General features: G+C 69.0%; 30 protein-coding genes. 10 read left to right on the forward strand and 20 right to left on the reverse strand.

Annotated features, from left to right (window positions below; translation table 11 throughout):
- Window positions 1-69: 69 nt before the first annotated feature.
- Together AB0K73_RS09885 and AB0K73_RS09890 are read left to right on the forward strand one after the other, a co-directional pair.
- Entirely contained in the window at window positions 70-1,152 is a 1,083-nt protein-coding gene (locus AB0K73_RS09885) for a serine hydrolase domain-containing protein (RefSeq protein WP_360517699.1), read from the forward strand.
- Window positions 1,149-2,030, forward strand: a complete 882-nt coding sequence (locus AB0K73_RS09890) for a MurR/RpiR family transcriptional regulator (RefSeq protein ID WP_360517702.1) — start codon at window positions 1,149-1,151, stop codon at window positions 2,028-2,030. The genes AB0K73_RS09885 and AB0K73_RS09890 overlap by 4 nt, the downstream gene beginning before the upstream one ends.
- Before the next feature lie 56 nt (window positions 2,031-2,086).
- Here the strand turns inward: AB0K73_RS09890 and AB0K73_RS09895 are convergent, their stop codons facing one another.
- Complete coding sequence (locus tag AB0K73_RS09895) at window positions 2,087-2,452, reverse strand: helix-turn-helix domain-containing protein (RefSeq protein WP_360517705.1); 366 nt, start codon at window positions 2,450-2,452, stop codon at window positions 2,087-2,089.
- Between the two features lie 125 nt (window positions 2,453-2,577).
- Here AB0K73_RS09895 and AB0K73_RS09900 point away from each other — a divergent pair, with 125 nt between their 5' ends.
- The 3 genes from AB0K73_RS09900 (at window position 2,578) to AB0K73_RS09910 (ending at window position 4,766) form a co-directional block, all read left to right on the forward strand.
- Complete coding sequence (locus AB0K73_RS09900) at window positions 2,578-3,015, forward strand: pyridoxamine 5'-phosphate oxidase family protein (RefSeq protein WP_360517708.1); 438 nt, start codon at window positions 2,578-2,580, stop codon at window positions 3,013-3,015.
- A 59-nt stretch (window positions 3,016-3,074) separates the two neighbouring features.
- Window positions 3,075-4,193 carry an epoxide hydrolase family protein gene (locus tag AB0K73_RS09905; protein ID WP_360517711.1) on the forward strand — a complete coding sequence of 373 codons (1,119 nt, stop codon included), beginning with the start codon at window positions 3,075-3,077 and terminating at the stop codon, window positions 4,191-4,193.
- Between the two features lie 156 nt (window positions 4,194-4,349).
- On the forward strand, window positions 4,350-4,766 hold the full coding sequence (locus AB0K73_RS09910; RefSeq protein WP_360517714.1) for a CBS domain-containing protein: 417 nt from the start codon (window positions 4,350-4,352) through the stop codon (window positions 4,764-4,766).
- 78 nt (window positions 4,767-4,844) lie between these two features.
- Here AB0K73_RS09910 and AB0K73_RS09915 read toward each other — a convergent pair whose 3' ends face one another.
- The gene (locus AB0K73_RS09915) at window positions 4,845-5,063 is read right to left on the reverse strand and encodes a hypothetical protein (protein WP_360517717.1); all 219 of its coding nucleotides are present in this window, start codon (window positions 5,061-5,063) and stop codon (window positions 4,845-4,847) included.
- Window positions 5,064-5,341: 278 nt separating this feature from the next.
- Window positions 5,342-5,692: a DUF1801 domain-containing protein gene (locus AB0K73_RS09920; RefSeq protein WP_360517817.1), complete on the reverse strand. Its 351-nt coding sequence runs from the start codon at window positions 5,690-5,692 to the stop codon at window positions 5,342-5,344.
- Window positions 5,693-5,963: 271 nt separating this feature from the next.
- Between AB0K73_RS09920 and AB0K73_RS09925 the strand changes: the two genes are divergently transcribed.
- Both AB0K73_RS09925 and AB0K73_RS09930 read left to right on the forward strand, forming a co-directional pair.
- Entirely contained in the window at window positions 5,964-7,286 is a 1,323-nt protein-coding gene (locus AB0K73_RS09925) for an FAD-dependent oxidoreductase (RefSeq protein ID WP_360517720.1), read from the forward strand.
- Window positions 7,276-9,036, forward strand: a complete 1,761-nt coding sequence (locus AB0K73_RS09930; protein WP_360517723.1) for a cytochrome b N-terminal domain-containing protein — start codon at window positions 7,276-7,278, stop codon at window positions 9,034-9,036. Before AB0K73_RS09925 ends, AB0K73_RS09930 begins: the two co-directional genes overlap by 11 nt.
- Before the next feature lie 19 nt (window positions 9,037-9,055).
- Here the strand turns inward: AB0K73_RS09930 and AB0K73_RS09935 are convergent, their stop codons facing one another.
- The gene (locus tag AB0K73_RS09935) at window positions 9,056-9,286 is read right to left on the reverse strand and encodes a hypothetical protein (protein ID WP_360517726.1); all 231 of its coding nucleotides are present in this window, start codon (window positions 9,284-9,286) and stop codon (window positions 9,056-9,058) included.
- A 159-nt stretch (window positions 9,287-9,445) separates the two neighbouring features.
- On the opposite strand from AB0K73_RS09935, the gene AB0K73_RS09940 reads away from it, so the two are divergent.
- Window positions 9,446-9,823 (forward strand): YciI family protein, encoded by a 378-nt coding sequence (locus AB0K73_RS09940; RefSeq protein WP_360517729.1) that lies wholly within the window; start codon window positions 9,446-9,448, stop codon window positions 9,821-9,823.
- An 86-nt stretch (window positions 9,824-9,909) separates the two neighbouring features.
- Here the strand turns inward: AB0K73_RS09940 and AB0K73_RS09945 are convergent, their stop codons facing one another.
- The 12 genes from AB0K73_RS09945 to AB0K73_RS10000 all read right to left on the reverse strand — a co-directional run bounded on the left by AB0K73_RS09945 (window position 9,910) and on the right by AB0K73_RS10000 (window position 19,578).
- Complete coding sequence (locus tag AB0K73_RS09945) at window positions 9,910-10,713, reverse strand: ABC transporter ATP-binding protein (RefSeq protein WP_360517732.1); 804 nt, start codon at window positions 10,711-10,713, stop codon at window positions 9,910-9,912.
- Window positions 10,710-11,582 (reverse strand): ABC transporter permease, encoded by an 873-nt coding sequence (locus AB0K73_RS09950; protein ID WP_360517735.1) that lies wholly within the window; start codon window positions 11,580-11,582, stop codon window positions 10,710-10,712. Before AB0K73_RS09950 ends, AB0K73_RS09945 begins: the two co-directional genes overlap by 4 nt.
- 20 nt (window positions 11,583-11,602) lie before the next feature.
- Window positions 11,603-12,445, reverse strand: a complete 843-nt coding sequence (locus tag AB0K73_RS09955) for an ABC transporter permease (RefSeq protein WP_360517739.1) — start codon at window positions 12,443-12,445, stop codon at window positions 11,603-11,605.
- A gap of 76 nt (window positions 12,446-12,521) precedes the next feature.
- On the reverse strand, window positions 12,522-13,481 hold the full coding sequence (locus AB0K73_RS09960; protein ID WP_360517742.1) for an ABC transporter substrate-binding protein: 960 nt from the start codon (window positions 13,479-13,481) through the stop codon (window positions 12,522-12,524).
- Window positions 13,482-13,610: 129 nt separating this feature from the next.
- Window positions 13,611-14,510, reverse strand: coding sequence for an amidohydrolase family protein (locus tag AB0K73_RS09965; protein ID WP_360517745.1), 900 nt, complete (start codon window positions 14,508-14,510; stop codon window positions 13,611-13,613).
- Window positions 14,507-16,114, reverse strand: coding sequence for an AMP-binding protein (locus AB0K73_RS09970; RefSeq protein WP_360517748.1), 1,608 nt, complete (start codon window positions 16,112-16,114; stop codon window positions 14,507-14,509). The genes AB0K73_RS09965 and AB0K73_RS09970 overlap by 4 nt, the downstream gene beginning before the upstream one ends.
- 2 nt (window positions 16,115-16,116) lie before the next feature.
- Window positions 16,117-17,028 carry an SDR family NAD(P)-dependent oxidoreductase gene (locus AB0K73_RS09975; protein WP_360517751.1) on the reverse strand — a complete coding sequence of 304 codons (912 nt, stop codon included), beginning with the start codon at window positions 17,026-17,028 and terminating at the stop codon, window positions 16,117-16,119.
- Complete coding sequence (locus tag AB0K73_RS09980) at window positions 17,025-17,495, reverse strand: MaoC family dehydratase (protein ID WP_360517754.1); 471 nt, start codon at window positions 17,493-17,495, stop codon at window positions 17,025-17,027. Before AB0K73_RS09980 ends, AB0K73_RS09975 begins: the two co-directional genes overlap by 4 nt.
- A gap of 165 nt (window positions 17,496-17,660) precedes the next feature.
- The gene (locus AB0K73_RS09985) at window positions 17,661-18,095 is read right to left on the reverse strand and encodes a type II toxin-antitoxin system VapC family toxin (RefSeq protein WP_360517757.1); all 435 of its coding nucleotides are present in this window, start codon (window positions 18,093-18,095) and stop codon (window positions 17,661-17,663) included.
- Complete coding sequence (locus tag AB0K73_RS09990) at window positions 18,085-18,348, reverse strand: type II toxin-antitoxin system prevent-host-death family antitoxin (RefSeq protein ID WP_360517760.1); 264 nt, start codon at window positions 18,346-18,348, stop codon at window positions 18,085-18,087. Before AB0K73_RS09990 ends, AB0K73_RS09985 begins: the two co-directional genes overlap by 11 nt.
- 53 nt (window positions 18,349-18,401) lie before the next feature.
- On the reverse strand, window positions 18,402-18,800 hold the full coding sequence (locus AB0K73_RS09995; protein ID WP_360517763.1) for a hypothetical protein: 399 nt from the start codon (window positions 18,798-18,800) through the stop codon (window positions 18,402-18,404).
- Window positions 18,801-18,969: 169 nt separating this feature from the next.
- The gene (locus tag AB0K73_RS10000; protein WP_360517766.1) at window positions 18,970-19,578 is read right to left on the reverse strand and encodes a dihydrofolate reductase family protein; all 609 of its coding nucleotides are present in this window, start codon (window positions 19,576-19,578) and stop codon (window positions 18,970-18,972) included.
- Window positions 19,579-19,602: 24 nt separating this feature from the next.
- Here AB0K73_RS10000 and AB0K73_RS10005 point away from each other — a divergent pair, with 24 nt between their 5' ends.
- Both AB0K73_RS10005 and AB0K73_RS10010 read left to right on the forward strand, forming a co-directional pair.
- Window positions 19,603-19,800, forward strand: coding sequence for a hypothetical protein (locus tag AB0K73_RS10005; protein ID WP_360517769.1), 198 nt, complete (start codon window positions 19,603-19,605; stop codon window positions 19,798-19,800).
- Window positions 19,801-19,858: 58 nt separating this feature from the next.
- Entirely contained in the window at window positions 19,859-20,542 is a 684-nt protein-coding gene (locus AB0K73_RS10010; protein WP_360517772.1) for a hypothetical protein, read from the forward strand.
- A 6-nt stretch (window positions 20,543-20,548) separates the two neighbouring features.
- Here AB0K73_RS10010 and AB0K73_RS10015 read toward each other — a convergent pair whose 3' ends face one another.
- The 4 genes from AB0K73_RS10015 to AB0K73_RS10030 all read right to left on the reverse strand — a co-directional run bounded on the left by AB0K73_RS10015 (window position 20,549) and on the right by AB0K73_RS10030 (window position 23,025).
- On the reverse strand, window positions 20,549-20,749 hold the full coding sequence (locus AB0K73_RS10015; protein WP_360517775.1) for a ribbon-helix-helix protein, CopG family: 201 nt from the start codon (window positions 20,747-20,749) through the stop codon (window positions 20,549-20,551).
- Between the two features lie 162 nt (window positions 20,750-20,911).
- Window positions 20,912-22,045: a hypothetical protein gene (locus AB0K73_RS10020; RefSeq protein WP_360517778.1), complete on the reverse strand. Its 1,134-nt coding sequence runs from the start codon at window positions 22,043-22,045 to the stop codon at window positions 20,912-20,914.
- Window positions 22,046-22,095: 50 nt separating this feature from the next.
- Window positions 22,096-22,467 (reverse strand): PH domain-containing protein, encoded by a 372-nt coding sequence (locus tag AB0K73_RS10025; RefSeq protein WP_360517781.1) that lies wholly within the window; start codon window positions 22,465-22,467, stop codon window positions 22,096-22,098.
- A gap of 144 nt (window positions 22,468-22,611) precedes the next feature.
- Window positions 22,612-23,025 carry a hypothetical protein gene (locus tag AB0K73_RS10030; protein ID WP_360517784.1) on the reverse strand — a complete coding sequence of 138 codons (414 nt, stop codon included), beginning with the start codon at window positions 23,023-23,025 and terminating at the stop codon, window positions 22,612-22,614.
- Between the last annotated feature and the right edge of the window lie 7 nt (window positions 23,026-23,032).

The following is a 23,032-nucleotide window of genomic DNA, read 5'->3' on the forward strand; positions in this document are numbered from 1 at the left end:
TGCTGGTGCTTCGGACCCAGTATGTACAGAACTGTCGATTTTTGGAAGAGAAGCGACTATTTTTTTCATGTGCCCATTCGAAGACCCTCACTCGACGCGCTCGATGGCGTTCTCGAGGGGGCGTTGGCGGAGGGCGCCTACTCGGCAGCGGTCGCACTCGTCGCCCTCGACGGGCAACCAAGGTACCGGCACGCGGTGGGCTGCATCCGCTCATGGGATGCGCCCGCTGTACCCGCCGATCGCGCGTGGCCCGCGGCGAATGCCTCTACCCGGTTCGATCTCGCCTCGGTGACGAAGCCCATCGTGGCCGCGGCGCTCCTCTCCGAGCTGGAGGCACGCGGTCTCGGGCCGGAGCTGCCCGTCGGGCAACTCCTCGACGAGTTCCGAGACCCTGTGCTCCGCTCCGTGACGATCGCACAGTTGCTCTCGCATACGGCAGGATTCCCGGCGGAGTGGACGGATCGCGAGCCCGACCCCGGTGGCGCGAGGTTCCGGGCTGCGGCCCGACCTGACGCTTCGCCGCGGTCCACGCACCGCTACTCCTGCGTGGGCTACATCTGGGCGGGATTCGTCGCGGAAGCCCTGGCCGGCGCACCGCTCGACGAGGTGGTGCGATCGCGTGTGCTCGACCCGCTCGGCATGACGCAGACCTGCTACCGGCCCGACACCAACCAGCGGCCTGCCATCGCCGCGACCGAGTTCCAGCCCGAGCGCGGACTCGTGCACGGCGAGGTCCACGACGAAACCGCGTGGGCGCTCGGCGGCGTCGTCGGCAACGCGGGACTGTTCGGCACGGCGGGCGACCTGCTGCGATTCGCGGAGGCGCTCCGCCTGGGCGGACGCCTCGACGGCCGTCAGGTGCTCTCCCCGACGGTTGCGGGCGCGCTCGTCACTCCGGTTTCGGTACCCGGCGACCCGGGCTACGGGCAGTCACTCGGCACGCGGCTCGACGAGCCGTGGATGCGAGGACTCGGGCCGCGCACCGCGGGCCACACCGGATTCACCGGGACCGGCTTCGTCACCGAGCCCGGCGGTCGGCGCTCAGTAGTATTCCTCACGAACCGGGTCCACCCGACCCGATCATCGATCGAGCTCCTGGCGCTGCGGGGCCGAGTCGTCGATCTCGCAGCCGGCCTCGGAGGCACCGCATGACCGATGTGTTCATCACCCTCCGGCAGCGCCTTCCGACGCTGAGCAAGGCGGAACGGCGGGTCGCCGAGGCCGTCATCGATCACCCATCGCTCGTCATCGAGTCGACGATCACGCAGCTCGCCGCGGCGTGCGACACCTCGCCCGCCAGCGTGGCGCGGATGTGCCGCGCGGCCGGCTTCGCCGGGTACAAGGAATTCCGCATCACCGTGGCCGCGGCGAACAGCCGCGAGCAGGCGGCGCGCGAGCTGTTCAAGGTGGCGGATGCCGAGATCTCGCCGACCGACTCGATCGCCGACCTGGTGGCGAAGGTGGCCTACCAGGAGGCGCGCGCGATCGAGGAGACCGCCCGCGAGATCGACGTGGACGCGCTCGACGCGGTGGTCACGGCCATCCGCAGTGCGCCCCGCATCGACATCTTCGGCGCCGGCTCGAGCGGCCTCACGGCGCAGGACCTGCAGTTGAAGCTGCATCGCATCGGCATCCCGGGATTCTGCTGGTCGGATGCGCACCTCGCCCTGACGTCCGCGGCGATCACCACCCCGGGCAGCGTCGCGATCGGCATCTCGCACACGGGCACGACGCTCGAGACGAACCAGCTCGTCGGCCTCGCCCACGAGCGGGGGGCCGTCACGGTGGCGATCACGAACCATCCGGATTCGCCGCTCGGCCTCGCCGCCGATCACGTGCTGACCACCTCGGCGCGCGAGTCGGGATTCCGCACGGGCGCCATGTCGAGTCGCCTCGCGCAGATGGCGATCGTGGACTTCCTCGTGGTGCGCCTCGTGCAGCAGGACTTCGCCGCGGCGAGCGAGTCGCTGCACAGCACGTACCGGGCGGTGCAGAACCACCGCATCGGGGGAAACGCGGACGCCCGGTAGCCGGGCAGTTCGTTCGGCGTTCGGCGTTCGGCGATCTGCCGCGCGGTATCGCTTCCTCAGCGCCCGCGCGTGATCACGTCGGCGCGATCCGCGACCCACTCGACGAGCGGCATCATCCGCTCCATGAGCTCCTCACCGAGCTCGGTCAGCGCGTACTCGACGCGCGGCGGCACCTCGGGATACGCGGTGCGCTCCACGAGCCCGTCGGCCTCGAGGGTTCGCAGCGTCGAGGCGAGCATCTTCTCACTGACGCCCTGCACCTCGCGGCGCAGTTCGCCCCAGCGGCGGGTCCCGTCGGTGAGGGCGAGCAGCACGAGCACGCCCCACTTGCTCATGATGTGGTCGAGCACCACGCGCGTGGGGCATCCCTCCAGGAACACCTCGCCCGAGCGCTCCCGGATCTCCGTAAGACTTACCACCATGTGGGTACCCTACGTCACGCGGGTACCTTCGCGATGGACGGTGAGGAGGAGGCATCCGCCCCGTCGTCGCTGCGCTGCACGGCCACGCCTCCCTCGTGTCGGTGCCCGCGCGTACCGTGGGCGGCATGAGCAGCGAACTCATCGACCCCACCACGCCCGAGCGCGAGAAGGCGCGCGGCAAGCTCGAACGCGACCTCATCTGCTGGTTCATCACGACGCACCCCGACGGCCGGCCGCACGCCGTGCCGGTGTGGTTCTACTGGCGCGACGGCCACCTGTTCGTCTTCAGTCGCCCCGATGCCGTGAAGGTCGCCCACGTGCGCCGCGGCTCACCGGTGCTCATCCACCTCGAGGGCGGCCGATTCGGCAACGATGTCGTCGTCCTGAACGGAACCGCCGAGATCTCGAACCGCAGCAGCGCCGAGACGCTGGCCGACTTCCGCGACGCCTACGAGGCGAAGTACACCGAGGCGATCGCCGACTACGGCATGTCCCTCGATGAGATCGTCGAGATGTTCAGCACGGCGATCGTGTTCACGCCCGAGCGCCTGCTGGCGTGGTGAGCGGCCGGCCGCGGCATCCGCTCGGTGCCATGTCGGTCGTCGCGCGTAGCGTCGCCGCCATGACGCAGCCCGTTCCCCAGCCGTTCGAACTCCACGTGCCCGACGATGAGCTCGACGACCTCCGAACCCGCCTCTCGCGCACGAGGATCCTCCCCGACTCCCCGCGGCGACCCGCCTCGGGCATGAGCGCCGCCTACCTCCGCGAACTCGTCGACACGTGGCTGACCTGGGACTGGCGCTCGCGCGAGGCGTGGCTCAATCGGCATCCGCAGTTCATCGCGCAGGTGGGCGACACGGCGCTGCACTTCGTGCACCAGCGATCCGAGCGAGCGGATGCCCCGGCACTCCTCGTGATGCACGGCTGGCCGCACACCTTCGCGCTGCAGCTCGACTTCGCCGACCTGCTGCCCGACTTCCACGTCGTGGTCGCGAGCATGCCGGGGTTCGCGTTCTCGTCGCCCTACGCGGAGGGGCCGATGACCGAGACCCGCATCGCCTCCACCATGCACGCGCTCATGACCGACGTACTCGGCTACGACCGGTACGTCACCTACGGGGAGGATGTCACGGCGAACGTCAGCGACCTCATCGCCGCGAGCTACCCCGAGCAGGTGATGGGCATCGTGGCGACGCACGCGCACTTCCCCTCGAATGAGGAACGCGAGGCATTGACGGATGCCTCGGAGCGCGAGTTCTTCGCCGAGCTCGCGGCTCGGCATGGCACCGACGGCGCCTACGGGCACGTGCAGGCCACCCGCCCAGACACGCTCGCGGCTGCGCTCAACGATTCCCCGGCAGGACTGCTCGCGTGGCTCGCCGAGAAGCTCGTCGAGTGGAGCGATACACCCGCCGGCGATCCGTCGGCGGTCGAGCGTCGCATCTCGCGCGACCGGATCCTCACCGAGGCGATGGTCTACTGGGTCACCCAGAGCATCGGCTCGTCGTTCCGCCCGTACTACGAGGGGGCGGATCAGGCCGGGCCGATCCCGCCGACCTCGGTGCCCGCGGCGGTGTTCATCCAGCGGCATGAGGCGGAGTACCCCGAGTCGCTCGCGCGGTCGCACTACCGCGGCCTGCGCGTGTTCGATCGGCTCGAGGAGGGCGGCCATTTCACGGTCGCCGAGGTTCCTGAGGAGATGGCGGCGCGGATGCGGGCGTTCGTGGGTTCGCTGGGCTGAGTCCTGCGGGCGTGACCTGGGCCGGGCCGGGCGCGCGCCTGGGCCGGGCTGGGCCGGCGCCGGTGCCTGACGCGCGGCGGCGCATCAGTCAACCCCCGCGCGGCGCTGTCGGAGGCCACGTAACCTGCGGGCAGAACCGGAGAAAGGACGATCGCAATGACTGTTGCACGTGACCTGATGACTCCCGACCCGAAGTGCGTGAAGGAGAACCAGACCCTCGTCGAGGCCGCCCGCATGATGCGCGAGCTCGACGTCGGCGCGCTGCCGATCTGCGGCAACGACGACCGTCTGAAGGGCATGCTCACCGACCGCGACATCGTGGTGAAGTGCATCGCCGACGGCGGCGACCCGACATCGGTGACCGCCGGAAGCCTCGCCGAGGGCAAGCCCGTGACGATCGGCGCCGACGATGACATCCGCGAGGCACTCGAGGTGATGCAGGAGTACCAGGTGCGTCGCCTCCCGGTGATCGACGGGCACGACCTGGTCGGCATCATCAGCCAGGCAGACATCGCACGCGAGCTGTCGGCGACCGCCACCGGCGAGACCGTCGCGGAGATCTCGGAGGACTGAGTCCGGAGAACGGGTCGGCGGCTCGGAAACGAGGGTTCCGAGCCGCCGACAACGAAGTGCTGAAAAGCGTCGGGCGCCTCAGTCGCCGCAGATACCCCTGGCGGTCTCGTTCTTGCCCTGGCCGCCGATTGCCTTGACGACGTCTCCGACGTTCGTGAATCCGAGGGCGCCTTCGGTGTTGATGGTCTTGTGCACCTGGCCGAAGCAGGCAGCGTCGGCGGGCGCGGCGTGGGCGGTACCGGCGACGCCGAACGTGGCGAGAGCGGCGATGAATCCGGTGGCGAGAATGCGCTTCATTGGTCTTCCCCTTCAATCGGCGGGTGCGAATTGACCCGATACCACTGACTTCTCCTCCCAGCCCCGCTTCGGATGCACTTCGTCGCACAATTCTTGGTCCGGCGTCGAGGAGCGCGCGCACCTGAGGGCTGAGCCGAGCTGCTCGAGCGCGTCGCGCGGGCTGGTCATGGACCCGTCTCGCAGCACCCACCGACACTCATTCGAATCGAAAACGCCAGATCAGTCCGTGAATAGCTTGCGCACAACCGCGCCTGTGGAGGACGAGTCGCGCCCCGCCCCTACCACTCCGCCAACCACGCCCGAATGACCGCGATCACCGCGTCGCGCTTTCCGTCGAGCTCTGCGCCAGCGGGCAGCGCGAGGCTGGCCCGGATGTCCGAGTGCCACGTGAGCAGCCCGTCGGGGTCGCCGGTGAAGGTGGGCGCTGCACCCTTGTCTTCGGCGCGCTCGGTACCGAAGTGCAGGATGAGCCGCACCGGCCCCTTGCCGACCGCGTTGACCGTGAGCCGGTCGACGTCGTCGAGCGTGTAGTTCGGCGAGTTCCACTTCACGATCTCGGTCAGCCGCGGCTCGGCCTCGCGCACGATCTCGCGCAGCGTCTCGACCTCCGCCCGTCGCTCGGGGGTCAGTGCGGCGAGGTAGTCATCAACGGTGGCGAAGCGCTCGGTCGGCGTGAGGCGATGCTAGGCCCGGGACGAGAACCGCACGTGAAGCTTGTGCAGGAGAACTGCGGCGAGATCTCTGCTCAGGCAGGGATAGCGCCCATTCTCCTTCACAAGCTGCCACCCGGCCGAGACCCCGCCCGATCGACGGATGCCGCCGCGCGCGCCCGGTTGGCGGATGTCACAAATCAACGCCGAGATCTGTCGTATGTAGTGAACGAAGATCAAGGAGCAGTACATGCGAAGAATCGTGATCGTGGGCGGCGGGTACGCCGGCTTCTACACGGCCTGGAAACTCGAGAAGCGGCTGAGGCCGAGCGAGGCCGAGCTGGTGATCATCGACCCGCGCCCGTACATGACCTATCAGCCCTTCCTCCCGGAGGTCGCCGCCGGCTCGATCGAGGCACGCCATGCCGCGATCTCGCTGCGGGCGCACCTCAAGCGCACGCGCATCATCGCCGGCAGCGCGACGATGATCCGGCACGCCGAGAAGACCGTCACGGTGCGACCGGCCGACGGCCCCGACTTCATCGTCGACTACGACGTCATCGTGGTCACGGCCGGCGCCGTCACGCGCCTGCTGCCGGTCCCCGGCGCCGATCAGGTGGCCATCGGCATGAAGCACGTCGAGGAGGCCGTCGCGATCCGCGATCGCCTGCTGACGGCGTTCGACCGCGCCTCGGCGATGGACCTCGGACCGGAACGGAGCCGGCTCCTCACGTTCGTGTTCGTCGGGGGCGGGTTCTCGGGCGTCGAAGGGTTCGGAGAACTGCTCTCGCTGGCCACGTCGCTGCTGCGGTCGTATCCCGAGATCCGCTTCGAGGAGCTCGCGTTCCACCTCGTCGAGGCGAACGACCGGATCCTCCCCGAGGTGACGGATGCCCCGGGGCGCTGGGTCGTCGACGCCCTGCGAGCCAGGGGTGGGCACGTGCACCTCGAGACCCTCGTGCTCTCGGCCACCGACGGGCACGTCGTGCTCTCGGACGGCGAGGAGTTCGACGCCAACCTCATCGTCTGGACGGCGGGCAACGCCGCGCACCCGGTCATCTCGAAGCACACCGACCTGCCGACCGACGACCGCGGCCGCGTCATCGTGCGCGCCGACCTCCGCGTCGGCACGGCCGACCACCCGGTTGCCGACGCGTGGGCGGCCGGAGACAACGCGGCCGTGCCCGACCTGGCTTCGCCCGTAGCGGGTGCGCTCACCGTGCCGAACGCCCAGCACGCCGTGCGGCAGGGCAAGCGCCTGGCCGCCAACATCGCGGCCACCCTGCACGGCGAGCTCCCCCGCGACTACCGGCACGAGTCGCTCGGCGTCGTGGCGACCCTTGGGCTCGGCCGGGGCATCTTCCAGTACAAGCGCCTCGTGATCACCGGCCTGCTCGCCTGGCTGATGCATCGCGGCTACCACGTGCTGGCGATCCCCACGTGGGAGCGGAAGATCCGCGTGCTCCTCGTCTGGCTCTCGGCGCTCGTCGCCGGCCGCGACATCATCTCGCTGCTCTCGGTGCAGGACCCTCGCGGCGCGTTCGTCTCAGGAGGTGTTCCCCATGCCCGTTGAGCGCCGAGCACCACGCCCCTCCGCGACCGATCGGCTCGCGGCATCCGTCGCCGACGCCACCGTGTTCGGCAGGCGTATCGCCGACGTCTCGGCCGCGCTTCGCCGACGCACCGTGCCGAACCACTGGACGAACCTGTTCGGCGTGGTGACCTTCGCCTCCATCGTGGTCGTGCTGGTCACCGGCGTGATCCTCATGTTCTGGTACACGCCGTCGAGCGCGACGACGACGTACACCGGCGGATACGCCCCGCTGCACGGTGCCGAGGTGTCGAAGGCGTACGCATCGACGATGCGGATCTCGTTCGACATCCCGGGCGGCCTGCTCATCCGGCAGGCGCACCACTGGGCAGGGCTCCTCCTGCCCGCGTCGATCATCATGCAGCTGCTCACCACGTTCTTCACGGGCGGCTTCCGCCGGCCCCGGCGCGGGATGTGGGTGCTGCTGTTCCTGATCTTCATCGTCGCGCTCATCGGCGGCTGGAGCGGCTATGCGCTGCCCGACGACATGCTGTCGGGCACCGGTCTGCGCATCGTGGAGGGCATCGCGCTGGGCATACCGGTGGTGGGCACCTGGCTCACGTTCCTGCTGTTCGGCGGGCAGTTCCCGGGCGAGATCATCGAGCACCTGTATCCGCTGCACGCGGTCATCGTGCCGGCACTGCTCATCGCGCTCGTCGCGCTGCGCGGGCTCGCGGCGTGGCACCACAAGCCGCCCCAGTTCCCGGGCTTCGGCCGCACCGAGCGGAACGTCGTCGGCGTACCCCTGTGGCCGACTGCGGCCGCCCGCGCCGGCGGACTCTTCATGATCGTCGGCGGGCTGGTGCTGCTCATCTCGGCGACGGTGACGGTGAACCCGATCTGGCTGTACGGCCCGGCCGCGCCGGGGGATGCGTCGGCGGGGAGCCAGCCCGACTGGTACACGGGCTTCCTCGACGGGGCGCTTCGGCTCGTGCCGCCGGGCTGGGAGATCGTCTGGCTCGGCCGCACCTGGACGCTCGCGGTCATCGTGCCCCTCGCGGTCGTGACCGTGTACCTCCTCGCGATCGCCGTCTACCCGTTCGTCGAGGAGTGGGCCGCGGGATCGCGCGATCGCCGCGAGCACCACCTCCTCGAGCGCCCTCGCAACGCGCCGACGCGCACCGCGATCGGGGTCGCCGGCATCGTCTTCTACGGCACCCTCTGGATCGCCGGTAGCGCCGACCTCATCGCCACGCACTTCAGCGTGACCTTCGAGCACGTGATCCTGCTGCTGCAGGTGACCCTCCTGCTCGGCCCGGCCCTGGCGTTCATCATCACGCGCCGGGTGTGCCTTGCGTTGCAGCGCAAGGACACGGAGTTGCTCCTGCACGGCTACGAGACCGGGCGCCTCGTGCGGCTGCCCGGCGGCGAGTACGTCGAGGTGCATCGGCCGATCGCCGAGTTCGAGCGCTGGCGCATCGGCATGGTGGAGTCGCAGCGGCCGCTCGACCTGCGGCCCGACGAACGCGGACGCCTTCCGCTCGCGCGGCGGATTCGCGTGCGGGTCTCCCGGTTCTTCTTCGAGGACCGCGTCGAGGTGGGGACGCTGCGTCGTGCGCTCGAGGCCGGTGCGGTCGAGAGCGGGCATGAGGTGACGGATGTCGCGGCGTTGAAGGATGTCGCGAGCTCGGAGACGGATGTCGCGGGCTCGACGGATGTCGCGGGCGCCGCGGCATCCGCTGACCGAGACCGTGCCGACCTCGCGACCGGCGGCATTCCCGTGCGTCGCTGACCAAGCCGCTCGCCGCGCGTCAGTCCCATTCGGTGGCGCGCGGCGTGCGGTGGCCACCGCCGGTGTCGAGGTCGTCGCCGGCCTCGAGGTAGGGGCCGCCGCTCTCGGTGATGTTCGCGCCCTCGAAGAACGGATCGACCCCGAGCTCGCGGGCGTGCTCGGCACGCAGCCGCGCCTGCTCGTTCGCGTCGTCGGCGAAGTCGCGGTCGTCGCGGAAGTCGCGGTCGTCGCGTTCGGTGGGGTCGCTCATGTGATCCTCCTCGATCGGTGCGTTCAGGGTAGGTCGCGCATTGCGCCGCCGCAGCGGGGTTGACCTCCGGATGTCTCAGCCGATGTCGATCTCGGGCTCAACCCGTTCGACGTCTGAGTAAGGTCGGCGCCGACGGCGCCATGACGAAAGGATCCACTGATGACGCAGTACTTCCTGACCATGCCCCACGACTCGGCGACCGAGCCGACGATGGCGTCGTTGCAGGAGTTCGACCCTGCCGGGCTCGCCGCCGTGATGGCCGCGGTCGACGAGTTCAACACCGCCCTGAAGGATTCGGGCGCGTGGCTGTTCGCCGGCGGGCTCAACCCGCCCTCGACCGCGAAGACCGTCGACGCCACATCGAACGGAACACGTGTGCTCGACGAGCCGTTCGTCGAGGCGCCGTCGTACGTCGGCGGTTTCTGGGTGATCGAGGCGGCCGACGAGGCATCCGCCATCGAATGGGCGACCAGGGCGTCGGCCGCAGTGCAGTCCCGCATCGAGGTGCGCGCGCTGCAGGAGGCGCCCGAGGCGTAGTGGGCGGATACCTCGGCCCCGCGGGTTCGGTTGGGCCGAGGCATCCGTCGAACTCAGAAACGGCCGGTCAGGCCGACCCGCGGGCCTCAGACGGCGGGGCGGCCCTTCATCGACTGGTCGCGGATGAGCCGGGCGACGTGCGAGCGCAGGTGCACGAAGTCCTCGAGCTCGCGGGTGCTCACCTGGTCGCGTGGGTACGGCAGGTCGATGTCCAGGCTCTCGACGATCGTCGACGGCGACTTCGAGAGCACGAGCACGCGGTCGGCGAGGTAGATGCTCTCGTCGATGTCGTGCGTGACGAAGAGGATCGTCATGCCGAACTGCTTCCGCACCGCGAGCATGAGGTCCTCGAGCTCGGCACGGGTCTGCGCGTCGACGGATGCGAACGGCTCGTCCATGAGGAGGATCGCCGGACGGTACGCGAGCGCCCGGGCGATCGCGACGCGCTGCTGCATGCCGCCCGAGAGCTGCCACGGATACTTCGCCCCGGCCTCGCCGAGCCCGACGGCGTCGAGGCTCTCCTGGATGCGGGCGGCCCGCTCCGCCTTCGGCAGGTTGCGTGGCAGCACGTAGGCGATGTTGCCCGCGACCGTGCGCCACGGGAAGAGCGAACGGCTGTAGTCCTGGAACACGAGCGCGAGGTCGCGCGGCACGCCCGTCACCGGTTCGCCCTCGAGACGCACCTCACCGCGCGTCGGCTTCATGAGCCCGGAGAGGCAGCGCAGCATCGTCGTCTTGCCGCAGCCCGACGGCCCGACGATGGAGACGAACGCGCCCTCGGGCACCGTGAAGTCGAGCTTCCCGATCGCCTCGAACGGCTGCGCGCCCTGGTAGACGTGGCCGAGACCTTCGATCGTCAGCAGATCGGTCCCTGTCGTCTGGATGCTCATGACACTCCTTCTCGTGAACCCCGATGCCACCTCGTGATGCGCGTTTCCACGGCGGACAGGATGGCGTTGAGGACGTAGCCGAGGATTCCCAGCAGCAGGATTCCGGCCCACATGTCGACCATCCGATAGGTGCGCTGCGCACCGAGGATGATATTGCCGATGCCGTCGGGGCGCCCCACCATCTCCGAGATCACCATCATGATGATCGCGACGGAGAGTGCCACCCGCATCCCGGCGAAGATCTTCGGCGACGCGCTCGGCAGCACGATCCCGAAGAACCGCTTCCGCCAGTCGAACTCGAACACGCGGCCGGTATCGAGGTGCAACTGCTCGACGCTGCGGACCCCGTCGATCGTGTTGAGCACGACCGGCCAGATGACCGCGAACGCGATGAGCGTCACCCGCATCTCATTGCCGAAGCCGAGGAGGATGAAGAACACCGGGATGAGCGCGGGCGGCGGGATGGCGCGGACGAAGTGGATGATCGGCTCCACGAAGTCGCCGACGACCTTGCTGCGCCCGATGGCGACGCCGAGCAGCACGCCGAACACGACCGCAGCGGCCCAGCCGCCGAGGAGCCGGGAGAGGCTCGGCAGGATGTTGGTCGCCACCGACTCGGTGAGGAAGAACGTCGACGGCGGCCCCGAGAACCAGAGTTCGAAGAAGCGCTCGACGATGCGCGACGGCGGTGGGAAGAAGAGGTTGTTCGCGAGACGCGCGGCGAGCTCCCAGACGAGGCCGATCGCGAGGAGCGCCCCCCAGCGGACGGCGAAGTCCTGGAGACGACGGGAGCCCTTCGCGGAACGCCGTCGCGTGGGACGCGAAGGTGTGGCGAGCGACACCGTGTCCACGCTCGTTCCGAGGTTCACTGGATCGGTCCTTCCGGTGGTCACTTCGACGCACCTCCCGTCGGGCGCAGTGCCGTCTGCCAGCCGAGGAACCGCCGCTCGATGAGCTGCAACAGGAAGTTGATGATGAGACCGAGGAGGCCCGCGATGATGGTCGCGGCGAACACGAGGTCGGGCCGGTTGCCGGTCGAGGAGGCATCGAGCATCCACCGACCGAGCCCGTTGGAGGCACCCGCGAGCAGTTCCGCGCTGATCGCGACGATGAGGGCGACGGATGCCGCGATCCTGATGCCGGTGAAGATGAACGGCATCGCGCTCGGCAGCGACACGGTGAGGAGCGTCGACAGCCGGCCGTGGCCGAAGCTCTTGGCCGTCAGCTTCGCGATGGGGTCGACGTCGTGCATGCCGTAGATGGTGTTGAAGAGCACCGGCCACGAGGTGGAGAAGACGATGAGCGCGATCTTCATCTCGGCGTCGTTGCCGAGCACGAGCATCGCGAGCGGGATGAGCGCGACTGAGGGAATCGGGCGCAGGAACTCGATCACGGCACGGCTGCCGGAGTAGGCCGCGCGGGATGACCCGAGCAGCACCCCGATCGTCACCGAGACGACGATGCAGATCGCGAGGCCGATCGCCCAGGCGTAGAGCGTCGCTCCGACCTGGACGAGGAACGACGGGGTGACGAGCAGCTCGACCACGCGGAGCAGCACCAGCGACATCGGAGGCAGGAACGTCTCACTGACGATCCCCGACCGCGAGATGAGTTCCGCGATGACGAAGAGCGCCGCGAACCCGGCAGCTCCGCGCAGCAGCGTCGTTCGACGCGATGCGGTGCTTCGCGTCCGACGCCGCCCGAACGGGGGCGCGGAGGTGGTGCTGGACAATCGTCGCTCCTTCTCCTGCATGGTCATGGGAGGTCCTCGGGACCCGGTGAAACACCGGACCCCGAGGACCGAGAGGTCACTCGCCTTGCCAGGCGTACTGCGAGAGGTCGTCGAGCGGCTCGTCGAGCAGGCCCCATTCGACCATGAGCTCCATCGTGAGCTCGGCGCCCTCGAGGTCGGGCGTGCCGTCCTCGACGAAGCTGGGCAGCACGAGCTCACCGGCGAGCTCGGGGGTGAGCGTCGTGAAGGTGGGCAGGATGTCGATGACGACCTGCGGGTCGTCGATCGCGAGCTGCGTCGCCTTGTCCATCGCCCGCACGAACGCGGCGACGGCCTCGGAGTTCTCCTCGGCGAACTTCTTCGAGGTGTTCCAGTTGATGAGCGGCATGTTCGACTGGTCCTCGTTGCAGACCGACGGGTACATGATCGGCACGAGGCCCTCGGCTGCGCCGATCGTGATGAACGGCTCGGGCACGAAGCCTGCGGCGATGCGGCCCTGGCTGACGGCCGCGCCGACCTCGGGGAACGGCACCTCGACGAGCTCGTACTCATCGGGGCCGACGCCCGCGCTGTCGAGGCAATCGCGGATCTGCAGCTCGGTCGCCGACTGGAGCGTGTTGACCGAGATGGTCTGACCGCGCAGGTCCTCGGGGCCCTCGATGCCGGAGCCCTCCTTCGCGATCATGCCGTTGATGCCCTCCTTCGAGGAGTCGGTGCCTTCGCGCACGACTTGGATCTCGAGCCCCTGCGACACCGCCGAGAGCGTGTTGGCCCAGGTGGCGGAGCTGAAGTCGAGCTCACCCGACACGAGCTGGGTCACGCCGACGGCACCACCGGCGATGATCTCGATCGTGACGTCGAGGCCCTCCTCTTCGAAGAAGCCCTCCTCTTGCGCGATGTACAGCGGGGCGTAGTCGCCGGCGGGAAGCGTGCCGACGGTGATGGCGATGGGCTCGGCGGGGTCAGGCGCGGGGCCTTCTCCGCCGCCATCGCCGCCGCCGCCGGAGCATCCGGCGAGCAGGACGGTGGTGGACACGAACGCTGCTGCGGCGATCAGTCTCTTACGAGGGAACGTCATTGCTCTCCTTGGGTCTCTTCATCGAGATGGTGCCCGGCAGCGCTCGCCGGCGCGGGTATCTCAGGCTACCTGAAACACTTGGTTGGGTCAAGCATTCCGCGACGTCGCCAGGCCGAGCACGCGAATGGCGTTCTCCTTGAGGATCCTCGGCCGCGCCCCGTCCTTGATCGGCAGCTGCGCGAAGCCCGCCATCCACCGGTCGGGGCTGAGCGCAGGGTAGTCGGAGCCGAACAGCATCCTGTGCTGCAGGATGCTGCCGGCCTGCCGTACGAGGTCGGGTGAGAAGTACTTCGGCGCCCACCCCGAGAGGTCGATGTAGACGTTCGCCTTGTGCGACGCCATCGAGAGCGCCTCGTCCTGCCACGGCACCGAGGGGTGGGCGAGGATGATCGTCAGGTTGGGGAAGTCGGCGGCGACGTCGTCGAGAAGCATCGGATTCGAGTACCGCAGCTTGATGCCGTACCCGCCTGGGAGCCCGGCACCGACCCCGGTCTGTCCGGTGTGCACCACGATCGGCACGCCGAGCTCTGCGATCGCCGCCCAGAGCGGCGAGTACGCGGGGTCGCTCGGGTCGAAGCGCTGGATGCTCGGGTGGAACTTGAACCCGCGCACGCCGTGGTCGGTCGCGAGTTCGCGCGCGAGGTCGATCGCCGCCTCCCCCGTCGTCGGGTCGACGCTGCCGAAGGGGATGAGCACGTCGGGATGGCGAGCGGCGCCCTCCGCGATCTCGACGCTGCTGTTCGGGATGACCCCCATCGCGGTGCGCGCGTCGACGGTGAACACGACGGCCGCCATCGAGCGCTCGCGGTAATACGCTGCGAGGTCGTCGATCGAGAGCGCCGGCGTGCCCTGCCCGAAGTAGCGGTCCATCGCATCCAGCAGGTCGGCCGGGAGCGACCGCCGCCCGGTGCTGTCGAACTGCACGTGCACGTGCGTGTCGATCGCGCGGACCGCGTCGATGTCGATCGCCGGCTCGTACCGCATCATGCCGAGACGCCGTGCTCGAGGGTGCGACGGCGGAGCTCGGCGAGGTCGAGCTTGCCGGTCGGGCTGCGCTCGAGGTCGCCGACGATGAGCAGCCGGCGCGGCTTCTTGTAGCCGGCGAGCTCGGTGCCGACGTGGGCTGCGACATCCGCTGCCGAGAAGCGATCCGGATGCTCCACCGCGATCGCCGCGGCGACGACCTCGCCCCAGCGCTCGTCGGGCACGCCGTAGACGACCGCGTCGAGCACGCCGGGGAAGCGCAGGAGCGACTCCTCGACCTCGGCCGGGTACACCTTCTCTCCGCCGGTGTTGACGACAGTCGCTCCACGGCCGAGCAGCTCGATGAAGTGGTCCTCCTCGACGCGCACGAGGTCGCCGGGAATGATGTGCCGCTTGCCGCGGATCTCGACGAAGTTCGCGGCCGTCTTCTCGGGGTCCTTGTAGTAGCCCTTCGGCATCCCGCCGGTGAAGGCCACCTTGCCGACGGAGCCGGGGATGTCCTGCACCTCCTCCTGCGACTCGTCGAGCACGACGGTGCCGGGCGTGAGCTGGAACTTCACCGGCAGGTCATCGGCGGAGCGCGTGATGCCGAGGCCGAGCGCACCGCCCTCGGTCGAGGCGAGGATGTCGGTGATCACCAGGTTCGGGGCGAGCGCGTGCAAGCGGGCCTTCGTCGAGTCGCTGAAGCGCATCCCCGACGAGAGGATCGACTGGAGCTCGGGGAGCTCGGTGATCCGGGCCTCCTCCGCAGCCTCGAGGAGCGGGATCGCGATGGCGTCTCCCGCAACGGCGACGCGGGTCACGCCCTCGTCGAGGATGGTGCGGATCGCGAGCGCCGGGTCGAATCTCGCCGTCGGCAGCACGACGATCGTGCCGCCGAGCAGCAGGGCGTTGATCACCGTCGTGAGCGCCGTGCCGTGCATGTACGGCGAGAGGGCGAGCGCGACGATGCGCCGCGACTCCGGCCCCGTCGCGAGCCGCACGACGTCGTCGGCCGTCTCGGGGATGGGGAGCCCCGCGGTGAGGTAGGCGTTGTAGACCTGCATCGAGAGCATCTGGCGCGCGCCCCAGACCGCGGCCTTCGGCGCCCCGGTCGTGCCGCCGGTGTAGATGAAGAAGTCGCCGTCGACCGGGTCCTCGTAGGGTTTCGGCTCTCGGTCGGCGAAGGTCGCGAAGTCGAGCGCGCCGGGGAGGAGCGGCGTGGCGACATCCTGAACCTGCAGCAGTTCGATGGGGCGGCCCAGCAGGGCGACCGCCTCGGCGACCATCGCGGCGTAGCTCGCCGCGTAGACCAGCGCGGTCGAGTCGGAGTCGTCGAGGAGCGCCGCGATCTCCCGCGCGCGGTACCGGAAGTTGAGCGAGACGGGGACGACCCCGACCCGGAGGCTGCCCGCGAAGGTGAGCAGCCACTCGGGCCGGTTGTGCATCAGGATCGAAACTTTGTCGTCGCGCCGCACTCCCAGCTCGTCGAGCAGCGTCGCGACCCGGGCGGCGGCGTCGTCGAACTCGGCGTGGCTGAGTCGGGACTCCCCCACCGTGACGATCGCCGGTCGGTCGGGATCCGCGAGGGCGATGCGGTGCCAGAGGTCGGCGTAGTGACCCTGCACGGTCAGTCCATCGGGGCGAAGGTCGGGCCGGACGGCTGGGCTCGGGCGCTGAGCTCGCTCTCCCACACCTGCCGGATCCCATCCGGGGTCCAGCCGCCGTCGGCGTCGCGCGTCTCGAGAACCGCCGGGTGCGAGTAGAGCGTCAGGCGATCGCCGCCGAGGCCGATCGCCTGCCCGGTGATGCCCGACGACGCGTCGGAGGCGAGCCACACGATGAGCGGCGCGACATCCTCGGGCGAGCCGAGGGCGTGCTCGCGGCGCACGACGGGCGGTAGCGGCTCCCCCTCGAGGAAGCGCTGGTAGACCTCCTGGTAGATCGGCATCGTGCCCGTCATCTCGGTCATCGCCGTCGGGATGACCGCGTTGACGGTGACCCCGGCGCGCGCGAGTTCGAGCGACCAGGTGCGAGCCATCGCGACGAGGCCGGCCTTGCACGCGGCGTAGGCGGTCTGCCCGAAGCTCCCGAACTGCCCGGCGGGTGAGCCGATGAGGATGATGCGACCGCCCTCGCCGGATTCACGGAAGTGGTTGGCGGCGGCGCGACCGCACGTGAACGAGCCGCGCAGATGGGTCGCGACGACGACGTCGAAGTCCTCGTCGGTCGCCTTCCACATGACCCGGTCGCGCAGCACACCGGCGTTCGCGATCATCGCGTCGAGCCGGCCGAACTCGGAGACGGCCGTGGCGACGAGCCGGTCGGCGGTCTCCGCCGGCCCGACCGGCGCGACCACGACGGCAGCGCGACCGCCGGCCGCGCGGACGAGCTCGGCGGTCTCCTCGGCGGAGTCCGCGTCGACGTCATTGACGACGACCGCGGCGCCGGCGCGGCCGAGTGCGACGGCGTACGCGCGGCCGAGACCGCGGCCGCTCCCCGTGACGACGGCCACCCTGCCGGTGAGGTCCTCGGCGCTCATCGGTAGTACCTCAGCACCATGTCGGCGACGCAGGCCGGCTTGCTGCCGCCCTCGATCTCGAACGTCACGCGGGGGAAGATCTGGTAGCCGCCCTCGATCTCGTCGACCTTGAGGATCTCGCCGACGACGCGGACGCTCGAGCCCACGGCGACCGGGGCGGGGAACCGCAGCCGGTCGAGTCCGTAGTTGATGCCCACCCCGAAGTCGGTCACCTCGAACACCTCGGCCATGAGCGGCACGACGAGGCCGAGCGTGAGGTACCCATGCACGATGGTGCCGCCGAAGGGCGTGCCCTTCGCGAATTCCTCGTCGAGGTGGACCGGGTTCGTGTCGCCCGACAGCCCGGCGTACGCCGTGACCTCGCTCTGGTCGATCCGCCGCCACGACGACGGGCCGAACGATCGGCCGGCCGTCTCGGGGAGGCGATCGATGGGGACGCTGATGCTTCCGTTGTGATCCGACGTCATGCAGTTGACTCCTATGCACCGTTGCAAACTTGATTCAGGTTACCTGAAACTGCTGTGAGATGTCGAGATGGCTCCGGATGGCCCGGGGCCGAACGCATCGTCGTCTGAGGCGAGCGGATGCCGCGGCCACGGCACCGGCCACGGCCACGGCCACGGCCGATCCGATCAGTGCGTCTCAGGTCGGGGCACCGCCACGATGTTGAAGAGCTCATCGAGCCCGACGAAGTCGTGCGGGTTCGCCGTGTACAGGGGAAGCGATTGCGCCGCGGCGATCGCGGCGATCATGAGGTCGGCGATTCTGCGCCTCGGCGTGCGTCCGATCGCCTGGACCGCCGCGGAGATGCGGCCGAATGCTCGAGCGGCATCCGCATCGAAGGGAATCGGGTCGAACTCGTGCTCGACTCGCTGCAGCAGGTCGGTGCGTCGCGCCCGCTCCGCCGCTTCGTCAGCGTCGACCCGGAGGAGATGGACGCCGGCCGAGAGTTCTGCCAGCGTCACGGCACTGATCGCCATTTCGGCGGGCAGGTGGTCGGGGTCGATCCAGCGACGCAGAATCACGATGTTCGTGTCGAGAAGCCCGCGTTCATTCTCAGCGGGCATACGGATCGTCCAGCGCCGAGTCGATGACCGCCTCTTGGTCGGCACGGAATCGCTCGGGGTCGATCGCAGGCGCGGAGCGCGACATGGCGGCGAACTCCGATCGCGTGACGAATCTGCGCCGCTTCCGCAGCGGGATGAGCTCGCCGATCTCGTGCCCGTCACGCGTGACGGTGAACGATTCGCCGCGCTCGACGGCGTCCATGATCTCGCGAGATCGCATGCGCAGGTCGCGCTGACTGATCTGACCGGACATAATGGAAGCGTAGCACTCGGTAGCACCGCGTGCCACAGCGTCGAGTGGCGCACTCATGCAGCCACCCCCCGCCGCACAATCACGCGATCAACGAGCCGTTCGACGATCGTGCCCTCGGCGAACATCCCGGCGATCGCCGTGAGGTTCCACGCCTGGGCGACGGCGTCGAAGTCGCACGTGCAACCGAGCTTGTGCTTGAACCGATGCGTGGCGTCGAGGCAGTCGACGTACGTCTCAAGATCGAGCCCGGGCACCGCACGCACGATCGCGGTCGTCGTGACCTCGTCGCTCGTCATGCCGCGGAACGTGATGCCGCAATCACACGAACCGTATGGGCGTCGCGCACTGTAGGGGCACGCCTCGATCATGTAGACGAACTCGCCCTCGACGCATCGCATCACGTCGGTCGATCTCGTACCCTGGGCGACACTGGTCGCGACCAGCACCTTCATGTTCCTCTCCGACCCCGGCACGAGCTCTGCGAGTATGTGCTCGGCACGATACGCGGAGCCTCCGACATCGCAACGCGATTCCGCGAACCGAACCCCGTGGCTTGACGTAGCGACGGCGATGACCCGCGCCCCCCTCCTGGTGGTGGGCGCGGGCCACGACTCCGGCACGTCAGGCCGCGGCGTACTGGGGACGCCCGGCCGGCCGGAGGACCTGGGTCGTCACACCCTTCGAGTCGACTCGCGACTCGACTAGGTCGAGCGCGAGATCGGGCCCGGCCTCGGGGAACAGCCTCGCGCCCTGACCGACGATCACCGGGACCACGATGAGCGTCATCTCGTCGACGAGATCGTGCTCGAGCAGCCACCTGATCAGGAGGCCACTGCCGTGTACCTGCAGCTCACCGCCGGGCCTGGCCTTCAGTTCCCTGAGGGCCGTCGCGAGGTCGCCCCGGAGCACGGTCGTGCCCTCCCAACGTGGCGCGGTGAGCGTGGTCGAGGCGACGTACTTGGGCGCCTCGTTCAGGGCCACGCCGATCGGGTGCGCGCGCATCTGGTCGATGGTTCCCCACGAGCCGGCGAACATCTCGTAGGTGTGCCGGCCGAAGAGGAACGCCCCTGCGCGCCGGTAGGTCTCGGTGATGAACGCCCTGGTCTCGTCGTCGCCCTTTCCGAGGGCCCATCCGCCACGCTCGAATCCGTTCCTGCGGTCATCCGATGCACCGCCGTTTCCCTGCATCACTCCGTCGATGGTGACCTGCGTCATCGTCGTCAGCTTCATGTCGTCGTTCCTTCCCTGGCCCGAGTGCGCCCCGTGTGGGCGGCCTTCTTCCCTGCTACGAACGCGATCGCTCCGATCCGACACTCACTTCCGAACTTCTTCGACGAGCTTCCGGATGCCGCGGTCGTCATCGGTGCGATGGCGCCTCCGTCGGCCTACTCAGGCAGCGGCAGCGCCTCGCCCGCCACCTTGCGCGAGCTCGCTGCGGTCGTGCTCGACTGATGAGCTCGCGGTTCGAGAACGCGCTTCCGCGACATCAACTCGCCCTATGCTCGTGCGCATGTCCATCCCCGACGAGCCCGAAGAGGTCAGGGTGGTGGAGTTCGAACTGCTGCCCGACTCGGTGGACGGCCGCCGCTTCCTGGACCTCATGCATTTCGCCGGCGCCGAACTCTCGCCGGCCGTCGCCGCACTGCGCCTTGCTGCCGAGTGCCGCGAACGCGAAGAGGACGACATGGCGGGCTTCCTCGTCGACTTCGCAGTGGTTTCGTACTGCCGCGCCTTTTTGTCTTCGTCCGTGCGGCGTCCACTGGGCGAAAACATCGAGGTACCCGCGCAATTCGCCGGCATCCACGAGCAAGTCCGCACGTACCGGAACACGACGGTCGCCCACTCCCAAAGCGAGCTCGCGACGACCTGGCCTCTCGTGGTGACGCTCGCTTCCGAGCCTGGTCGTCGGCGGATCTGGGCCCCGACCCTGACCCAGCCGCTGCCGCCGGGCGTGGTGGGTGAGTTCCAGACACTCGTCGAAGCGGTCCTTGAGATCGTCGAGACTCGCGCCGAAGAATTGCTACTCGAACTCGAGGCGAAGATTCAGCCGCCGGTGCGCCTCCGTCGTGCCTCGATGATCGACGCCTTCCCAGCCGAACTCGAACGCGACTTCACCGCGAGGAGCCATCGGCGGCCGATCCCCACCCGGCAGACGATCTTCTGGTCGCTCTCTGAACCGAGCGGCGAGAGCTGACCTCCCTCAGCCCGACGACGCTCGGCGCCGCTCCGCCCACTCCTCGAGCACCCCACGAGTGAACTTGGAGACGCTGACGCGCGCCTCCCCGGCCGCATGCTCGAGCGTCTCGTACAACTCGTCCTGCACGCGCAATGAGAGTCGGCGCGCGTGCGATCCGTCCTGATTCAGCGACTTCCCGCCCGGGACGAGGTTCGCGCGTCGCACGTCTTCGACGATCTGACACCACCGACACTACTGCGATCGTTCACGATCGCAAGCGTGCGCGTTCCGGCGAGGCGCCGAGCAGGGTGCCTCGATCATGTACACCAGCTCGCCCTCGACGCATCGCAACACGTCAACGGGCCAACGTCACGACGTGACTGCTCCTCAGTCGACTCGGTCGGATTCGTCGTCCGCGGTAACCAACCCGTCGTCGGACGGCTTCCTGCCGCGCTTGAAGATCCCGGTCACCGCCCCGGCCGCGTTCGCAGCGACATTGCTGACCGCCTTCGCTCCCCCGCCGACTGCACCTCCCACCGCCGTGGCGGCGCCTTTCGCGGCGGTGAGCACTTTCGGCTCGTCGGGAACTCCATCACCATCCAGGTCGACGCTTCGGAACGCGTCCGTCGCGTCCACCATGCGTCCCCAGACCCCTTCACCGAAATCCTTGGCTGACGCCGATGCGGAACGCATCGCGAGGACCGCCTTCGACGGGTCGGGCACTCCGTCGCCGTCGCTGTCGGTGAGCTCGAGCCAGGTGGGCCAGGTCTCGACCGGGTCGTCGAAGCCGGCACGGCAGGACTTCACCACGCCGCTCCCGAAGTAGAAGCTGGTCATCCCGCCCGCAGCCGCGCCGATGACCGGGATGGCCTTCGAACTGATCTTGACCGTTCCCATGACGGCGCCTTGGGCGATCGCCTGCCGCGCCAGGACGATGGAGATGGGGACGAGCGCCGAGTCGGGCAGTTGATCGGCGAGCAGTTGTCCCCATTTCGGAGTTGCGCCCGCGAGTGCCGTGCCGGCAACCGCGCGGGCTCCGGCGACGCCTGCGCCCGCCGGGAGCGCACCCAGGATCAGTGCCGAGATGTTGCTCTTCCGCTTCTCGCCGAGCAGCGCGCCGAGGACGATGACCTTGGCGCGCTCGGGGTCCTCGATCGGGATTCCCCGCAGTTCGGCCATGCAGAGCGCGAAGAGCGCCGTCGTCTCATAGAAGAAGAGCAGATCGGCGACACCGAGCCCGATCGCGACGGGAACACCCACGGCAGGGATGGCGGCGGATGCCCCGACGGCGATGCTCGCAGCCGTCGTCGTCGCCAGGTACTGGCCTTCGATCATCTTCATCACGTCGGCCGGGGTCGCGGAGGGCTTCTTCCGTCGGACCTCCTTGATATACGCGGTCACCGCAGGTCGCTGCACCGCGATCGCCTTGAAGACCCGCTCCTGGAAGTCGTCGGGCAGGGCGGTCGGCTTCGGCGCAGCGACCGAGGACGTCTGCTCGCTCGCGCTGATCGGTTCACTCATCGGGGCCCCGTTCGTCTTACTGATTCGATTCGGTACTGAGAGAGGCAGGTCTAGTGCTGCAGCACGGCCCAGGCGATCAGGCTGTCGATGCGGCGGATGTCGGCGCCCTTCGTGAGCTTGACCTTGATGTGACCCGCGCGAGTCCAGAGTTCGACCTCGGCGTCTCGGTCGAGCAGGCCGCCGGCGTTCTCGGTGGACCACATGTTGATCGAGCTGTACGGAAGCGAGTAGATCTCGACCTTCTTGCCCGTCAGGCCCTGCGCATCGCGCACGATCAGGCGCTTGGTCGTGAAGGTCGCCGAGTCGCGGAACGTCCGGAATGACGCCACCGCCTGCTCGCCCTCGACGAGCAGCGGAATCACGTCTGCGGGAACGGGGATCTCGTTCTGCAGCGTCCATGCGAGCATCGGGTCGGTTTCCACTGGTGGCCTTTCGTCATTTCGTGCCCGATTGCCGGGCACGAAACGCAGCATATTGTTCGGATGCCGCGCGGAACGGGCTTCGCGGTGTCGGAGCGCCCGTTCTCGGCTCGCTTCCCCCCGTTTTGGGGCGAGGACGACGGCTCATCACGCGGTCGCGATCCCGATGGGCATGGCGCAGTGCGGACCATCCCGGGGCCGCCCCCACCGATCGCGGTACCGCGCGTGCCGCTCGTCGAGCTGCACGATGCGCCGCCGCAGCACCGTCAGCACCGCCGCGACGTGCAGGCGGCGGTACGGCTCGAGCGTGCTGGCCGCCTCGAGCGCACCGGCACGATCCGCGACCGAGCGCAGGCGCGACACCGTGTCGCGACGCCACGCCCGGTAGGCGTCCTCGGGCCGGGCGGCGAGCCGCTCGAAGCGGTCGTCGATGATGGCGAGCCGCAGCTCGAGCGCCTGCACGTCGGCGAAGAACTGCTGGCGGTCGACCCGCGCGGCCGGAATGCCGGCCGAGGGAAGATGCGCTTCCATGCGAGCGCTGAGGGGTGAGTCCGAGCCCATGACGGTG

The sequence above is a fragment of the Agromyces sp. NPDC052230 genome (assembly GCF_040679595.1).
Lineage (GTDB): Bacteria > Actinomycetota > Actinomycetes > Actinomycetales > Microbacteriaceae > Agromyces.

What these genes read in the sequence shown, in the direction of transcription:
- AB0K73_RS09985 (WP_360517757.1), bottom strand. Translation starts at nt 18,095, where the DNA reads ATGCCCGCTGAGAATGAACGCGGGCTTCTCGACACGAACATCGTGATT.
- AB0K73_RS09945 (WP_360517732.1), bottom strand. Translation starts at nt 10,713, where the DNA reads ATGAGCATCCAGACGACAGGGACCGATCTGCTGACGATCGAAGGTCTC.
- AB0K73_RS09935 (WP_360517726.1), bottom strand. Translation starts at nt 9,286, where the DNA reads ATGAGCGACCCCACCGAACGCGACGACCGCGACTTCCGCGACGACCGC.
- AB0K73_RS09980 (WP_360517754.1), bottom strand. Translation starts at nt 17,495, where the DNA reads ATGACGTCGGATCACAACGGAAGCATCAGCGTCCCCATCGATCGCCTC.
- AB0K73_RS09900 (WP_360517708.1), top strand. Translation starts at nt 2,578, where the DNA reads ATGAGCAGCGAACTCATCGACCCCACCACGCCCGAGCGCGAGAAGGCG.
- AB0K73_RS10000 (WP_360517766.1), bottom strand. Translation starts at nt 19,578, where the DNA reads ATGAAGCTGACGACGATGACGCAGGTCACCATCGACGGAGTGATGCAG.
- AB0K73_RS09990 (WP_360517760.1), bottom strand. Translation starts at nt 18,348, where the DNA reads ATGTCCGGTCAGATCAGTCAGCGCGACCTGCGCATGCGATCTCGCGAG.
- AB0K73_RS09895 (WP_360517705.1), bottom strand. Translation starts at nt 2,452, where the DNA reads ATGGTGGTAAGTCTTACGGAGATCCGGGAGCGCTCGGGCGAGGTGTTC.
- AB0K73_RS09925 (WP_360517720.1), top strand. Translation starts at nt 5,964, where the DNA reads ATGCGAAGAATCGTGATCGTGGGCGGCGGGTACGCCGGCTTCTACACG.
- AB0K73_RS09915 (WP_360517717.1), bottom strand. Translation starts at nt 5,063, where the DNA reads ATGAAGCGCATTCTCGCCACCGGATTCATCGCCGCTCTCGCCACGTTC.
- AB0K73_RS10020 (WP_360517778.1), bottom strand. Translation starts at nt 22,045, where the DNA reads ATGAGTGAACCGATCAGCGCGAGCGAGCAGACGTCCTCGGTCGCTGCG.
- AB0K73_RS09930 (WP_360517723.1), top strand. Translation starts at nt 7,276, where the DNA reads ATGCCCGTTGAGCGCCGAGCACCACGCCCCTCCGCGACCGATCGGCTC.
- AB0K73_RS09975 (WP_360517751.1), bottom strand. Translation starts at nt 17,028, where the DNA reads ATGAGCGCCGAGGACCTCACCGGCAGGGTGGCCGTCGTCACGGGGAGC.
- AB0K73_RS10010 (WP_360517772.1), top strand. Translation starts at nt 19,859, where the DNA reads ATGTCCATCCCCGACGAGCCCGAAGAGGTCAGGGTGGTGGAGTTCGAA.
- AB0K73_RS09890 (WP_360517702.1), top strand. Translation starts at nt 1,149, where the DNA reads ATGACCGATGTGTTCATCACCCTCCGGCAGCGCCTTCCGACGCTGAGC.
- AB0K73_RS09995 (WP_360517763.1), bottom strand. Translation starts at nt 18,800, where the DNA reads ATGAAGGTGCTGGTCGCGACCAGTGTCGCCCAGGGTACGAGATCGACC.
- AB0K73_RS09910 (WP_360517714.1), top strand. Translation starts at nt 4,350, where the DNA reads ATGACTGTTGCACGTGACCTGATGACTCCCGACCCGAAGTGCGTGAAG.
- AB0K73_RS09940 (WP_360517729.1), top strand. Translation starts at nt 9,446, where the DNA reads ATGACGCAGTACTTCCTGACCATGCCCCACGACTCGGCGACCGAGCCG.
- AB0K73_RS09965 (WP_360517745.1), bottom strand. Translation starts at nt 14,510, where the DNA reads ATGATGCGGTACGAGCCGGCGATCGACATCGACGCGGTCCGCGCGATC.
- AB0K73_RS10030 (WP_360517784.1), bottom strand. Translation starts at nt 23,025, where the DNA reads ATGGGCTCGGACTCACCCCTCAGCGCTCGCATGGAAGCGCATCTTCCC.
- AB0K73_RS09905 (WP_360517711.1), top strand. Translation starts at nt 3,075, where the DNA reads ATGACGCAGCCCGTTCCCCAGCCGTTCGAACTCCACGTGCCCGACGAT.